The following is a 13630-nucleotide window of genomic DNA, read 5'->3' as shown; positions in this document are numbered from 1 at the left end:
GGCTGGGCGCGGTCAGGGATCTTCGGCTGGGTAGGGGAAGCCGGCATCACAGGGTCGCCAGCCAGTTGGACAGGACCGCCGCGCCCGCGTCGCCGGACTTTTCCGGGTGGAACTGGGTGGCGGCGACCAGGCCGCGCTCGACGGCGGCGGCGAAGGGTTCGCCGTGCTCGGTGACGCTTATCGTCGCGCCCGTCTCGGCGAGCGGGGCCGCGTCGCGCATCCGCAGGCCGTAGGAGTGCACGAAGTAGAAGCGGGTGCCGTCGGGGATGCCGGCGAACAGGACGGAGCCGTCGCCCGCGGCTACGGTGTTCCAGCCCATGTGCGGCAGCACCGGGGCATCGAGGCGGTCGACGGTGCCAGGGAACACACCGCAGCCCTCGGTGCGCAGGCCGTGCTCGACGCCGGCCGCGAACAGCACCTGCATGCCGACGCAGATGCCGAGGACCGGGCGGCCCGCCTCGACCCTGGCCGCGATCACCTTCTCGCCGCCGATGCCGCGCAGCCCCGCCATGCAGGCGGCGAACGCGCCGACGCCTGGCACGACAAGGCCGTCGCACTCGGCGGCGGCGGCGAGGTCGGCGGTCACCGTGACGTCGGCGCCGACCCGGGCAAGCGCCCGCTCGGCGGAGCGGAGGTTGCCCGACCCGTAGTCGAGGACCACGACCCGCGCGGTCACGGTGCGGCGTCCAGGATCAGCCGCAACGGTTCGGGATCACGGGTTTTCAAGCGTTGCGGATCACGGGTTTTCATGGGTCACAGCACACCCTTGGTGGAGGGGACGCCGGTCGCCCGCGGGTCGAAGGCCGCCGCGGTGCGCAGGGCGCGGGCGACGGCCTTGAACTGGGCCTCGACGATGTGGTGCGGGTTGCGCCCGTACAGCACGTGCACGTGCAGGCAGATGCCGGCCGAGAAGGCGAGCGACTCCCAGATGTGCCTGGTCAGCGTCGTGTCGTAGCCGGTGCCGATCATCGGGGACATGCCGTCGGGCTCGTCGTGGACCACGTAGGGGCGGCCCGACAGGTCGACGGCGGCACGGACCAGCGTCTCGTCGAGCGGCACCAGGGCGTCGCCGAAGCGCTGGATGCCCGACTTGTCGCCGAGCGCCTCCTTGAGCGCCTGGCCGAGCGCGATGGACGTGTCCTCGACGGTGTGGTGCGCGTCGATCTCGATGTCGCCCTTGGTGTGCACGGTGAGGCCGAGGCAGCCGTGCTTGCCGAGCTGGTTGAGCATGTGGTCGAAGAACGGGACGCCGGTCTCCACCTGGACCGGGCCTGGGCCGTCGAGGTCGAGCTCCACCAGGAGCTTGGTCTCCTTGGTCTCCCTGCTGACACGGCCGACGCGGGCGGGGGGATCGGAGGGGGCGGGCGGGCGGGAGGAGGGACTGAAACTCATAGGGTGCATACCTCCGTCAGGGCCTGCTTGAACGCGTCGTTCTCGGCGGGAGTGCCGACGCTGACGCGGAGCCAGCCCTCGGGGCCGGTGTTGCGGATGAGGACGCCGCGATCGAGGACGCCCTGCCAGACGGCGTCCCGGTCATCGAAGACGCCGAACAGGATGAAGTTGGCGTCGCTGTCGGCGGCGGTCAGGCCACGGCCGCGCAGCCACGCGACCAGGTCGTCGCGGTCCCTGCGCAGCGCCGCCACGGTCGCGAGCGGCTCGGCCCGGTGCGCGATGGCGGCGCGGGCGACCGCCTGGGTGACCGTGGACAGGTGGTACGGCAGCCGGACGGTGAGCAGCGCGTCGATCACGGCCGGGTCGGCGGCCAGGTAGCCGAGCCTGGTGCCCGCGGCGGCGAAGGCCTTGGACATGGTCCGGGAGACGACAAGCCGCGGCCTGCCTGGCAGCAGGGTGAGCGCGCTCGGCGTGCCCGCGCGAACGAACTCGGCGTACGCCTCGTCCACGACGACGAGGCCGGGCGCGGCGTCGTAGACCTCCTCGACGAGTGCGAGGGGGACGGAGGTGCCTGTCGGGTTGTTCGGCGAGGTGATGAAGGTGACGGCGGGCTTGTGCTGCCTTACCTGCCCCGCCGCGGTCGACATGCCGTAGTCGGCGTCGCGGCTGCCCGCGATCCACCCGGTGGCGGTGACCTGGGCGATCAGCGGGTGCATGGAGTAGGACGGCTCGAAGCCGAGCGCGATGCGCCCCGGGCCGCCGAACGCCTGCAGCAGCTGCTGAATGATCTCGTTGGACCCGTTCGCCGCCCAGACCTGACGTGCGGTCAGGCCGTGGCCGAGATAGTCGGCGAGATCCTTGCGCAGGTCGACCGCATCCCTGTCCGGGTAGCGGTTGAGCGTGCCCGCGACGCCGGCCACCGCGTCCGCGATCGCCTGGCGCAGCGCCTCGCTGGGCGCGTACGGGTTCTCGTTGGTGTTGAGCTGCACGGGGACGTCAAGCTGCGGCGCGCCGTAGGGGTGCAGGTGGCGCAGGTCGTCGCGGATGAGGGCCCTGATGGCGTCCTGCTGGCTCGTCACCGGGCCTGCGCCTCCTTCGGCACGCGGACACGGACCGCGGCCACGTGCGCGGCGAGGTCCTCGGCGCCGCCGAGCGCGTCCACCCGCGGCGCGACGGCGGCCAGCGAGTCGCGGTCGCACTCGATCACGTTTACGACCTTCAGGTAGGGGTAGACCGACAGGCCGCTGGTGTGCCTGGCGGTGCCGCCTGTCGGCAGCACGTGGTTGGAGCCGGCCAGGTAGTCGCCGAGGGAGACCGGGCTGTACGGGCCGACGAAGATCGCGCCCGCGTTGCGGATCTTGGACGCCACCTTGGCGGCGTCGTCGGTCTGGATCTCCAGGTGCTCGGGCGCCCACGCGTCGGAGACGGCCCGTGCCGCGTTGATGTCGTCGACGAGGACGTAGCCCGCGTTGTTGCCGAGCGCGGTGAGCACGCGCTCCTTGTGCTTGGTACGCGGTATCTGGCGGTGCAACTCCGCGTCGACCCGGGCCGGGGTGTCCTGGTCGGTGGTGATGAGCAGGCACGCGGCGAGTTCGTCATGCTCGGCCTGGCCGATCAGGTCGGCCGCCAGGTGGGCCGGGTCGGCGGAGTGGTCGGCGATGATGCCGATCTCGGTCGGCCCGTTTTCGCCGTCGATGCCGACGACGCCCTGCAGGACGCGCTTGGCCGCGGCCACGTAGACGTTGCCCGGACCGGTGATCACGTCGGCGGGCGCGCACTCGTCGGTGCCGTAGGCGAACATGGCCAGCGCCTGCGCGCCGCCGACAGCGTGCACCTCGGTGATGCCGAGCAGCGCGCACGCGGCAAGGACGGCGGGGTGTGGCAGGCCGCCGAACTCCTTTTGCGGCGGGGAGGCGACGGCGATCGAGTCGACACCGGCCGCCTGCGCGGGTACCACGTTCATCACCACGGACGACGGGTAGGCGACAAGGCCCCCGGGGACGTAGACCCCGGCCCGCTCGACGGGGACGAACCGGGTCGAGACGGTGAGGCCCTCGGCGGGCAGGCTGTCCCTGCGGTCGGGGAGCTGCGCCTCGTGCACCACGCGGGCGCGGCGGGCCGCCTCCTCGAGCGCGTCCCTGACGGCGGGGTCGATGGTGGCCAGGGCATGGGCGATGGCTTCAGCGGACACCCGGGTGTGCGCGAGGTCCACGCCGTCGAAGCGCCGGGTGTACTCGCGGACGGCCGCGCCGCCACGGACGCGGACGTCCTCGGTGATCGGCCGCACAAGCTCCACGGCGCGGTCGACGTCAAGGGCGGCGCGCGGCAGCACGCCGTCGAGCGCCCGGCGGGTGAGGCCCGCCGCGTCGCGACCCCGCAAGTCGATAAGGGGCAGGTCAATGCGGGTGATGCTGGGGCTTGGCCCGTTGTCCGAAGTCACCCGCCCAGTCTACGAACGTCGCAGGCGGCACGCAGGTCGGTCCACATGCTGGACAACGGTGGACGGCCTCGGGACCTCAGGATGGCGACAGGGTACCGACGGGGGTGGCGGGAGTCGCGGAGCCCGCCCGCATCGTGCTGCCGGCCCGCGTCGCCGTCGGCGTCGGCCTGGTGGTGGGGATGGCGGTGGCGGTCGGCGTCCCCAGACCAGGGCTGGGCGCCACCGGCGACGTGGCAGGCCCGGTCGCGGCGTTCGGTAGCCCGGTTGGCGACGGGCTCGGGGCACCGGCGGCCGACGGCCGCGCGGTGGGCACCCTGGGCACCGGCGTCGGGCTCGTGGGGTGGCGATGCGACGGGGACGGCGTGGGGGTGCCGTGCGTGGCGCGCCCCTGGTGCCCTGGGCCGACCGGCTGGCCCTGACCCGGCGGCGGCGTCGTGAGGCCGGCCACCGCGGTGGCGGCGCCGGTCAGCGCGGCGATCGCGCAGACGCCGCCGGCGACGGCGGCGAGACGGCGGCGCAGGCGCAGCCGCCTGCCGCGGTGGATGATCAGCGTCACGTCCAGTGCCGCACCCTCGTCGCTGCCAGCGCCGTCCATGCCCGAGCGAAGGGCGAGACGCAGGGTGTCGGTGTCGGGTCCTGTCATCACCGCTCGCCTCCGATCGGCTGTGCCTGTCCGATGCCCCAGGGGTCGAACTCGCCCGCCCTGGTACGCAGCTTGGCCAGCGCGCGGGAACTCGTGGACTTGACGGTGCCCTGGGTGATCCCCAGGTCCCGGGCCACGGCCGCCTCCGGCAGGTCGAACAGGTAACGCATAACGATCACCGCGCGCTCTCTGACGGTGAGCGTGGCGAGCGCGCCGGTGATCCAGTGCCGCAGCGCCACCTCGTCGGCCGGGTCGGGACTCGCGGCCCGGTCCGGAACCTCGCCGGCCGGGTACTCGCGCAGCTTGCGGCGCCAGCGGTCGGTGATGTGGTTGACGAGCACCTTGCGCGCGTAGGCGTAGGCGTCGTCGCGGCGAACCCGGGACCACGCCGCGTAGGTGCGCACCAGCGCGGTCTGCGCCGCGTCCTCCGCGGCGTGCCTGTCGCCGGTGAGCAACCAAGCGGCGTGCCGCAGGCCGCCGTAGCTGGCCTGGGCGAACTCTGCGAACTCATCGTCTGCTCGCCCCAACGCCGTCCTTTCCGCCTGCCCGTCCGCTGCCCGCCCAGTCCAGTCACCCGTCCCCTGCATGACTGCCGCGGTTCATGACTACTACGGCTGGGGCGGCAGAAAGGTTGCCTGCCGCCCGGCACAACTTTCCGGCATCCCGGACGTATTTCCCGCCGCAAGTGTCATCGCCGTAACGAACCCAGGGAGTATGCAGGTGCGCTCAATCAGCAAGACGCGACGGGTAACGATCGGCGCGGCGCTCGGCGTCGCCGCCGGGCTGGCGCTCACGGGATGCAGCGGCGGCGCCGCGGCGGGAACGGGTCACTCCGCTTCGCCTGCCACGACGAAAACGGCTCATGGCGGGAGTTCGGCGTCGTCCTCCGCGGCGAGCGCGGTGACCGCGGATAACGGGGCAAGCGCGGCCGCGACCGCGAGCCCGACGCCCAGGACGCCAACCGCGAGGCCGACCGCCACCGGCCAGGCCGCCCCGACGGCGATGCCCAGCCCGGTACCGACCAGCGCCATGGGGACGCCTACGCCGATGGCGCCGACCGCGGTGCCGACGGCCACCGTGTCGGCGGTCCCGGTGCCCACCACGCGGCCCACACCGGTCCCGTCGTCGACCAAGTCCGTACGGCCGAAGACGCCCACCGCACCGCCCTCGCCGGTCCCTATACCGAGCAAGACCGCGCGGCCAGCGGCGCCGAGCCCCTCGCCCTCGCCGCGGTAGCAGCCAACGCGCCGTCCCCGGCGGCCCGCCGCCGCCTCGGCGCTATTCGGCGGTGTCGCCGGGGCGGGTCCCCCATTCCGCGACGAGCATGACGATGGCGGTGAACAGCGGCCAGAAGGCCAGGACGCTCTTGGCACCGAGGGCCAGGGAGGCCGGGAACAGCGTGCCGTCGGGGCTTGAGGCGAGGTTCTTGTTGTAGGACGACAGGCCGATCCGCTCGCCAAGCCAGAGCATGACGAACGTGCCGGCGACCGCGCCGACGATGAGCGCCACCGCCACCGCGGGGCGGCCCGCGCCGGTGCGCGGCGCGAGGGCGAAGCGATAGCCGAGCACTCCGGACAGCAGGCCGGCGACAACGGCAATCACGCAGAACCAGACGTCGGCGCCGAAGAAGGCGCGGGTCTCCGCGTTGACCACTTGGGCGGTTCCCGCGCCGACCTCCTGAAGCGTCGCCCGCGGTGCGAACTCGCCCCAGATCAGGCCCCCGATGAGGCCGAGCACGACGCTGCCGATCAGCGCGGTGAGAAACCAGATGACCGCCGATCGCGCCGCTGTCCGCCGAGCCGGCGGCGGACCGGGCATTCCAGGTACCTCTGGTACCTCTGGACCCCATGTCATCGGTGACCTCCCACCTCACTTTCTTCCGGTGATCGTACGCGGACTTCCGGTGATCGTACGCGGACCGAGGCCAACCTAATGCGGCGGACCGCATAACGGGTGGTTTGACAACTTTCCGGGCGGGCAGTCGTGGGGCGGCAAGACCGACGCACCCGGAGGTCACAGTGTCCGCTGCCACCATTATCGTCATCGTGGTCGTCTTGGTGATCCTGGCCGTCGCGGCAGCCGCGGCGAGCTTCCGCATCAGGCGCAGCGCGATCGAACGCGACCAGTTCGGCCCGGAATACGAGCGGCTGGCGAAAGAGATCGGCCCGCGCAAGGCCAGCGCGGAATTCGCCCGGCGACGTCAGCGAGTGGACGGTCTCGGCATCACGTCGCTGAGCGACGAGAAGCGATCCGCCTACGCGCGCCGCTGGGACACCGCGCAGGATCGGTTCATCGACAGCCCGGCCCAGGCGGTGAACATGGCCGACTCGCTGGTCACCGCGGTGGCCGCGGAGCGCGGCTACCAGGCGGCCGACGAGGAGGTGCTCCTTGAGGACCTGTCGGTCTACCACGGGCGGCACCTCGACGGCTACCGCACCGCACGGCTGACGAACGGGCGGGCCGCCCAGGGCGTCACGACCGAGGGCAGGCGGCGGGCGCTGCTCGCCTACCGTGCCCTGTACTTCGACCTGCTCGAGATGCCGGGCGACAGCCTCACCCGGGCCGCGCTGCGGAGCGCACCGGACCGCACTGGCGTCGACCGCACCGGCGTCCGCCGGACTGGCGCCGACCGGGCGGCCGACCAGCGCGCGGCCGACCAGGCCGCCATCGACAGCGCCGTCGCGAACAGTGCCGCTAAGAACAGTGCCGCCGCGAACAGTGCCGCCGCGAACAGTGCCGCCGCTGCCGACCAGGCGCCCGCACGGCCCGCGTGGAAGGCGATCACGCAGGGACGGCACTGGAAGAGCCAGCGCGCCGACAGCGACGTGGCGGCGACCCGGCGTTAGCGAACAGAAGGGACACGGCGATGAGCCTGCTGCCAGCCCATCCACGCCGCAACGGCGGGGCGGACGACGAGCGGCCGACCGACGACGCGCGCGCGGACGGCGAGCGGCCGGCCACCGGAGCGGCGGCCGGCGAAAGCGGCCAGACCGGCCAGGCGGGCCAGACCGGCCAGACGGGCCAGACGGGCCAGCCGACGGCGGGCCGCAGCCCGGAGCGGCCCCGGTACGCCTTCGCGTACGCGCCCGCCGACGACACGCCTGACGACGACCCGCGCGACAGCGACCCGCGCGACAGCGACCCGCGCGACAGCGGCAGAGCCAGTAACGAGGCGCCGCGTCGCACCGTCGTGGCAGGCAACGTCGTGGCCGATGACCTGGCGGACGAGCCTGGTGACGACGACCCAGCCGTCACCAGGCCTAATCCCGTCCCCGGCCGCGCGGGTCCCGCGCCCATGGGGCCGCGCATAGGGTCTGCGCCCATGGGCGGACCGGCGACTCCCGCGTCCCCCCCGCCCACGGCACCCGCATCGACGGCACCCGCACCCATGGGACACGCGCCCGCTGCACCGGTGCCGCCGACGGTTCCGGTGCCGACGGCCGCCCCGCCCACGGTCGCCGCGCCGACGGCCGCCAGCCCGACAGTCGAGTCGCCCGCCACCGGGATGAACCGCTCCGCGGCCGGCGGCGCTAGCACCCCGGTTCCCGCGCCCCGGCCGGCGGCCGGGCGCGAGCCCGGCGCCGCGGGTGCCGAAGGCCTCGACGAGCCGCTGCTTGCGGACGCGGACGCGCTGCGCGCCCGGTGGCAACGGGCGCAGTCGGATTTCGTCGATGACCCGCGGGCCGCAGTGGCCGACGCCGCCACCCTGGTCTCGCAGACGGCGCAGGCGATGATCGACGCCCTTGAGCAGCGGCAGCGACTGCTCCGCCAGGAGTGGGAACGTGACAAGCAGCGAGAGCGGGGCCGGCGTGGCAGCCAGCCAGACGGCTCGGACCTTGGCGACCCAGGCGATCCAGGCGACACCGAGCGGCTGCGGCTGACGATGCGCGCCTACCGGGCGCTGTTCAACCAGATCTGCGCGAAGTAGCCCGCGATGGCGGGCCGCTAGGAGGCCGGCTCGTCGGGGACGTAGTGGCGGCTGCCGTCGGCCGGGTCGGTCCACACCCGCATGATCTGGCCGGTTGAGGGGTCACGAAAGCGCTCCGCGGTCCGCACCCAGCCAGGATCGGCGGTCGCCGCCTGCGCGTGGCCGCGACGGCCGAGCAGGGAGCGGCGCCGCTGCGCGGCCGCCGGTGCCTCCGGAGTGCCGACGGCCGGGGCGACCGCCGGCAGTTCGGCGAGCGCCAGGTTCGCCTCGTCCGCGTAGCTGGCGGTGAGTGCGACCTCGGTGCGGCGGCGCACCTCGTCCAGGGTGAGCCGGCCGGCCGCATAATGCTCGCGCAGCAGCGCGACGATGCGTTCCCGTTCCTGATCCCCGATGCGCACACGGGCCCGAGCCGGTGAATCGCCCGCCGGGGAACCGCTAGCGCCGTCCATGGGGCCAGGTTACCCGCGGGGCTCCACCGTGACGGCGGTGCCGTAGGCGACGATCTCCGTCAGCTGCTGGCCGATCTCCGAGGAGTCGAAGCGCATGGCGATGACCGCGTTTGCGCCGAGCAGCCGGGCGTTCTCGATCATCCGGTCAACGGCGTGCCTGCGGCTGTCCTCGAGGAGCTCGGTGTACTCCTTGACCTCGCCCTGTGCCAGTGACCTGAAGGCGGCGGTGAAGGTCTTGGCTACGCCCATGGAGCGCACCACCAGGCCGAAAGCCACTCCCAGGTCCTGCGTGACGGTCATGCCAGGCAGTTCGAAGCCAGTCGTTACCGGGAATCCCGCAGTCGGTTCTGTCATGGGGAAAGTACATGCCGCCGCACGCCTGGCGGTCAACAACCACCGGATGAATACGGAACGGGTGCGTGCCTTGACCCGACCGGTCAGGTGCGATCGAAGGGTTCGGCGTAGGCGAACGCGCCGCGCAGCACCGGATCGTAGGCGGCCAGGGTCCGGACCTGGAAGTGCGGTGCCCACTCCGGGCGCTGCGGCGTGATGCCGTACTCACCGGCCAGGCGGAAGCCGAACCGCGAGTAGTACTCGGTCGAGCCGAGCAGCACGACCAGCGGCTCGCCGAGGGCGTCGGCGGAGCCGAGCACCGCGTGCACCAGGGCGCTGCCGACGCCGCGGCGCTGCCAGTCCGGCCGCACGGACAGCGGGCCGAGCCCGAGCACCGGGGCGCCGGGGGTACCCGTGCCAGGGGTGACAGTGGCCCTGGTGCACAGGACGTGGCCGATAACGTCGCCCTCCGGGCCGCTGCTAGCCCGGGGGGACGACCCCCCCAAACCCCCCCGGTAAAAGGCGCTGGTAGCCCGGGGGGACGACCCCCCCAAACCCCCTCGGAAAGAGTCGGGGTGTACGGCAACCAGCGATAGCGCGGGGAGCCAGGCGGTACTCGCCCGCAGCCAGTCGACTAGGGGCGACTCCACGGGGACGTCCTCCCCCTGCCTGGCGAACGCGGCCGCGGTCACGGCGCGGATCTCCGCGACATCGGCCGGAGTCTCGCGGCGGATCAGCATTGAGCGGCTCAGCTGGCGATGCAGGACGGGCCGAGCAGCTGCTTGAGGTCGGCGTGCAGGGCCGGGCCTGGGGTGACGCGGAGCTTGTCGTCCAGCCGGACCACGGTAGTCTTCTGGTTGCCGCGCAGCCGCAGGTGGACCTCGGTGGTGCCGGGATGGGTGCGCAGCACGTCGCGAAGCTGCTCGACGACCGGGGGGACGCACTTGGTGACCGGAAGCTGCAGCACGATGGGCGCGCTGCCGTCGGCGCCCGTCGTGAGGTCGGGGATCGTCATGTCCATCGCGATCAGCTTCGGCACGTCCTCGCGCTTGTCGACCTTGCCCTTGACGATGACGATGGCGTCGTCGGCGATGGCCGTGGCGTACAGCTGGTAGCTGTTCGGGAAGAACAGCACCTCGATCGCGCCGCCGAGGTCTTCCAGGGTCGCGGCGGCCCAGGCGTCGCCCTTCTTGGTGACCTTGCGGGTGACGCCGGACAGGATGCCTCCGATCTTGACGATCTGGCCGTCGTTGCGGCCGCCCGATGTGCCCAGCGAACTCAGCGGCACCGCGGGGCGGTCGCCCTCCTCGTCATCGCCCTCCTCGCCGGTGGCCATCAGCTCGGCGACGGAGACGTCGGCGTCCTTGGCGATGATGTGCTCGACGCCGAGCAGCGGGTGGTCGGATACGTACAGGCCGAGCATCTCCCGCTCGAAGTTGAGCCGGGTCTTCTTGTCCCACTCGGTGTCGGGAATGGCCACCTCGAACGCGGCCTCGGCCTGCTCGTCGCCGCCGAACAGCGAGTCCTGGCCGATCGCCTCGTTGCGCTTGATGTCGATGACCGAGTCCACGGCCTGCTCGTGGATGAGCACCAGGCCCTTTCGCGGGTGGCCGAACGAGTCGAACGCGCCGGCCTTGACCAGCGACTCGATGACCCGCTTGTTGCAGACGACGGCGGGCACCTTGCGCAGGAAGTCGGCGAAGCTGGTGAAGTCGCCCTTGGACTTGCGGGTGGCGATGATCGCCTCGACCACGTTCGCGCCGACGTTGCGGATCGCGGCCATGCCGAAGCGAACGTCCGCGCCCACGGCGGTGAAGGTGGCGACGGACGCGTTGACGTCGGGCGGCAGCACCTTGACGCCCATCCGCCGCGACTCCGACAGGTACAGCGCGGACTTGTCCTTGTCGTCGCCCACCGAGGTGAGCACGGCGGCCATGTACTCGGCCGGGTAGTTGGCCTTGAGGTAGGCGGTCCAGTAGGAGACGAGGCCATAGGCGGCGGAGTGCGCCTTGTTGAACGCGTAGCCGGCGAACGGGACAAGCACGTCCCATACCGCCTGGATGGCCTTGTCGGAGTAACCGCGTTCCCGGCAGCCCGCGTGGAACGGCTTGAACTCCTTGTCCAGGATCTCCTTCTTCTTCTTGCCCATCGCGCGGCGCAGCAGGTCCGCCTGGCCAAGCGTGTATCCGGCCAGGATCTGCGCGGCGCGCTGCACCTGCTCCTGGTAGACGATCAGGCCGTAGGTGGGCTGGAGGATCTCCCGTAGCGGCTCTTCGAGCTCCGGGTGGATCGGGGTGATCTCCTGCTGGCCGTTCTTGCGCAGCGCGTAGTTGGTGTGGCTGTTGACGCCCATCGGGCCCGGCCGGTAGAGCGCGCCGAGCGCGGAGATGTCCTCGAAGTTGTCCGGCTTCATCAGCCGCAGCAGCGTCCGGTAGCCGGAGGAGTCGAACTGGAAGACGCCGAGCGTGTCGCCCCTGGACAGCAGTTCGTAGGTCGGCTTGTCATCGAGTGCCAGGCCGAGCAGGTCGATCGTGATGCCTCTGTTGGCCTCGATGGCCTTGACCGCGTCGGCCATGATCGTCAGGTTCCGCAGCCCGAGGAAGTCCATCTTGAGCAGGCCGAGGCCCTCGCAGGTCGGGTAGTCGAACTGCGTGATCACCGCGCCGTCGTTGGCCCTGGTCCACACCGGGATGTGGTCGGTGATCGGCTCGGCGGACATGATCACGCCCGCCGCGTGCACGCCCGGCTGCCTGATCAGGCCCTCGATGCCCTTCGCGGTATCGATGATCTGCTTGATCTCGGGCTCGGTGCCGTACAGATTGCGCAGGTCCCCGGCCTCGTGGTACCGGGGGTAGTCCTCGTCGAAGATGCCGGAGAGCGGAATGTCCTTACCCATCACCGCCGGCGGGAACGCCTTGGTGATCCGGTCACCAAGCGCGTAGGGGAAGCCGAGCACCCGGGTCGAGTCCTTGATCGCAGCCTTCGCCTTGATCGTTCCGTAGGTGATGATCTGGGCGACCTTGTCAGAACCCCACTTCTGCGTGACGTACCTGATGACGTCGGCGCGGCCGCGTTCATCGAAGTCGATGTCGATGTCCGGCATCGAGATCCGCTCCGGGTTGAGGAACCGCTCGAAGATCAGCCCGTGGTGGAGCGGGTCGAGGTCGGTGATGCCCATCGCGTAGGCGACGATGGAGCCGGCCGCGGAGCCGCGGCCGGGGCCGACCGCCACGCCGTTGTTCTTCGCCCAGTTGATGAAGTCCGCGACGACGAGGAAGTAGGCGGGAAAGCCCATCTGGACGATGATGCCGATCTCGTACTCGGCCTGCTTGCGCCTGGTGTCGTCGATTCCGTTCGGGTAGCGCTTGGCCATGCCCTCCCACACCACGTGGGAGAACAGCGCGTCCTCGGACTCGAACTCGGCCGGGATCGGGAACCGCGGCATCAGGTTGACGAACTCGAACATGCCGGCCGTGTCGACCCGGTCGGCGATGAGCAGCTGGGAGTTGCGGCAGCCCTCGGCCCAGATGTCGCTGTTGTTGACCGCGTACATCTCGGCAGGCGACTTGATGTAGTAGCCGGAGCCGTCGAACTTGAACCGGTCCGCGTCCGCCAGGGTCTTGCCGGTCTGGATGCACAGCAGCAGGTCGTGCGCCTGCGCGTCGGACTCCTTGCTGTAGTGCGAGTCGTTGGTGACGACAGGCGGGAGTCCGAGCTTCCTGCTGATCTCGATCAGGCCGTCGCGGACCCGGGTTTCGATGTCCAGGCCGTGATCCATCAGCTCGAGGAAGTAGTTCTCCTTGCCGAAGATGTCCTGGTACTCGGCGGCGGCCTTGAGCGCCTCCGCCTCCTGGCCAAGGCGCAGCCGGGTCTGCACGTCGCCCGACGGGCAGCCGGTGGTGGCCATCAGGCCGGCGGCGTGCTCGGCGATGATCTCCTTGTCCATCCTGGCGTACTTGATCAGCCAGCCCTCGGCGTAGGACCGCGACGTGAGCTTGAACAGGTTGTGCAGTCCCTCGCGGTTCCGCGCCCAGATCGTCTTGTGCAGGTAGGCGCCGGAGGCGGACACGTCGTCGCTCTTCTGGTGCGGCTGGCCCCACAGGATGCGGTTCTTGTTGGCGCGGTGCTCGGGGGCGACGTAGGCCTCGATGCCGATGACCGGGGTGACGCCCGCGTCCTTGGCCTGCCGGTGAAATTCGGCGGCGCCGAACATGTTGCCGTGGTCGGTCATCGCCACGTGCGTCATGCCGTGCCTGGTGACCTCCTTGAACAGCTCCTTCAGCCGGGCGGCGCCGTCAAGCATCGAGTACTCGGTGTGCACGTGCAGGTGGGCGTAGGGGGTGTCAGCCATGCGCGTTCATCGCCTCCTGCTTATGCCTGAAGTTGTGCCCGGCCCCGCGCACGCTCCGCGCCGCTGTTTTCCCTACTGTCAGGGGTCAGCGGTC

At 71.3% G+C, this 13630-nt stretch carries 14 protein-coding genes; 2 read left to right on the top strand and 12 right to left on the bottom strand.

The window, feature by feature from the left end:
• Positions 1–46: 46 nt before the first annotated feature.
• From hisH to EAS64_RS22505, 8 genes are all read right to left on the bottom strand, one after another.
• Entirely contained in the window at positions 47–676 is a 630-nt protein-coding gene (hisH, locus tag EAS64_RS22540; RefSeq protein WP_145855765.1) for an imidazole glycerol phosphate synthase subunit HisH, read from the bottom strand.
• A 77-nt stretch (positions 677–753) separates the two neighbouring features.
• On the bottom strand, positions 754–1392 hold the full coding sequence (hisB, locus tag EAS64_RS22535; protein ID WP_145855763.1) for an imidazoleglycerol-phosphate dehydratase HisB: 639 nt from the start codon (positions 1390–1392) through the stop codon (positions 754–756).
• On the bottom strand, positions 1389–2471 hold the full coding sequence (locus EAS64_RS22530; RefSeq protein WP_246115815.1) for a histidinol-phosphate transaminase: 1083 nt from the start codon (positions 2469–2471) through the stop codon (positions 1389–1391). Before EAS64_RS22530 ends, hisB begins: the two co-directional genes overlap by 4 nt.
• A complete protein-coding gene (hisD, locus tag EAS64_RS22525) occupies positions 2468–3832 on the bottom strand; it encodes a histidinol dehydrogenase (RefSeq protein ID WP_439333615.1) in 1365 nt (454 codons plus the stop codon). The genes EAS64_RS22530 and hisD overlap by 4 nt, the downstream gene beginning before the upstream one ends.
• A 76-nt stretch (positions 3833–3908) precedes the next feature.
• Positions 3909–4475 (bottom strand): hypothetical protein, encoded by a 567-nt coding sequence (locus tag EAS64_RS46815; RefSeq protein ID WP_145855762.1) that lies wholly within the window; start codon positions 4473–4475, stop codon positions 3909–3911.
• Entirely contained in the window at positions 4475–5002 is a 528-nt protein-coding gene (locus tag EAS64_RS22515) for a SigE family RNA polymerase sigma factor (protein ID WP_145855760.1), read from the bottom strand. Before EAS64_RS22515 ends, EAS64_RS46815 begins: the two co-directional genes overlap by 1 nt.
• A 333-nt stretch (positions 5003–5335) precedes the next feature.
• Positions 5336–5665, bottom strand: coding sequence for a hypothetical protein (locus tag EAS64_RS22510; protein WP_145855758.1), 330 nt, complete (start codon positions 5663–5665; stop codon positions 5336–5338).
• Between the two features lie 88 nt (positions 5666–5753).
• Complete coding sequence (locus EAS64_RS22505; RefSeq protein ID WP_145855756.1) at positions 5754–6293, bottom strand: hypothetical protein; 540 nt, start codon at positions 6291–6293, stop codon at positions 5754–5756.
• Positions 6294–6493: 200 nt separating this feature from the next.
• On the opposite strand from EAS64_RS22505, the gene EAS64_RS22500 reads away from it, so the two are divergent.
• Both EAS64_RS22500 and EAS64_RS22495 read left to right on the top strand, forming a co-directional pair.
• Positions 6494–7321, top strand: coding sequence for a hypothetical protein (locus EAS64_RS22500; protein WP_145855754.1), 828 nt, complete (start codon positions 6494–6496; stop codon positions 7319–7321).
• A 20-nt stretch (positions 7322–7341) separates the two neighbouring features.
• Positions 7342–8403: a hypothetical protein gene (locus EAS64_RS22495; protein WP_145855752.1), complete on the top strand. Its 1062-nt coding sequence runs from the start codon at positions 7342–7344 to the stop codon at positions 8401–8403.
• A 17-nt stretch (positions 8404–8420) separates the two neighbouring features.
• Here EAS64_RS22495 and EAS64_RS22490 read toward each other — a convergent pair whose 3' ends face one another.
• The 4 genes from EAS64_RS22490 to dnaE all read right to left on the bottom strand — a co-directional run bounded on the left by EAS64_RS22490 (position 8421) and on the right by dnaE (position 13536).
• Positions 8421–8852: a DUF1707 SHOCT-like domain-containing protein gene (locus EAS64_RS22490; RefSeq protein WP_145855750.1), complete on the bottom strand. Its 432-nt coding sequence runs from the start codon at positions 8850–8852 to the stop codon at positions 8421–8423.
• A 9-nt stretch (positions 8853–8861) separates the two neighbouring features.
• Positions 8862–9206, bottom strand: coding sequence for a heavy metal-binding domain-containing protein (locus tag EAS64_RS22485; RefSeq protein WP_145855748.1), 345 nt, complete (start codon positions 9204–9206; stop codon positions 8862–8864).
• A gap of 83 nt (positions 9207–9289) precedes the next feature.
• Positions 9290–9691: a GNAT family N-acetyltransferase gene (locus EAS64_RS46000; protein WP_246115814.1), complete on the bottom strand. Its 402-nt coding sequence runs from the start codon at positions 9689–9691 to the stop codon at positions 9290–9292.
• 242 nt (positions 9692–9933) lie between these two features.
• Positions 9934–13536 carry a DNA polymerase III subunit alpha gene (gene dnaE, locus EAS64_RS22475; RefSeq protein ID WP_145855743.1) on the bottom strand — a complete coding sequence of 1201 codons (3603 nt, stop codon included), beginning with the start codon at positions 13534–13536 and terminating at the stop codon, positions 9934–9936.
• Positions 13537–13630: the final 94 nt, after the last annotated feature.

This window comes from Trebonia kvetii (assembly GCF_007827045.1).
Taxonomy (GTDB): domain Bacteria; phylum Actinomycetota; class Actinomycetes; order Streptosporangiales; family Streptosporangiaceae; genus Trebonia; species Trebonia kvetii.
The sequence above is the reverse complement of the archived record's forward strand: the minus strand, read 5'-3'. Positions and strand labels throughout refer to the sequence as shown.

Bases quoted from the DNA above. Each gene is read 5' to 3' on its own strand.
- EAS64_RS22505 (WP_145855756.1), bottom strand. From the start codon at position 6,293: ATGCCCGGTCCGCCGCCGGCTCGGCGGACAGCGGCGCGATCGGCGGTC.
- EAS64_RS22485 (WP_145855748.1), bottom strand. From the start codon at position 9,206: ATGACAGAACCGACTGCGGGATTCCCGGTAACGACTGGCTTCGAACTG.
- hisB (WP_145855763.1), bottom strand. From the start codon at position 1,392: ATGAGTTTCAGTCCCTCCTCCCGCCCGCCCGCCCCCTCCGATCCCCCC.
- EAS64_RS22495 (WP_145855752.1), top strand. From the start codon at position 7,342: ATGAGCCTGCTGCCAGCCCATCCACGCCGCAACGGCGGGGCGGACGAC.
- EAS64_RS46815 (WP_145855762.1), bottom strand. From the start codon at position 4,475: ATGACAGGACCCGACACCGACACCCTGCGTCTCGCCCTTCGCTCGGGC.
- EAS64_RS22490 (WP_145855750.1), bottom strand. From the start codon at position 8,852: ATGGACGGCGCTAGCGGTTCCCCGGCGGGCGATTCACCGGCTCGGGCC.
- dnaE (WP_145855743.1), bottom strand. From the start codon at position 13,536: ATGGCTGACACCCCCTACGCCCACCTGCACGTGCACACCGAGTACTCG.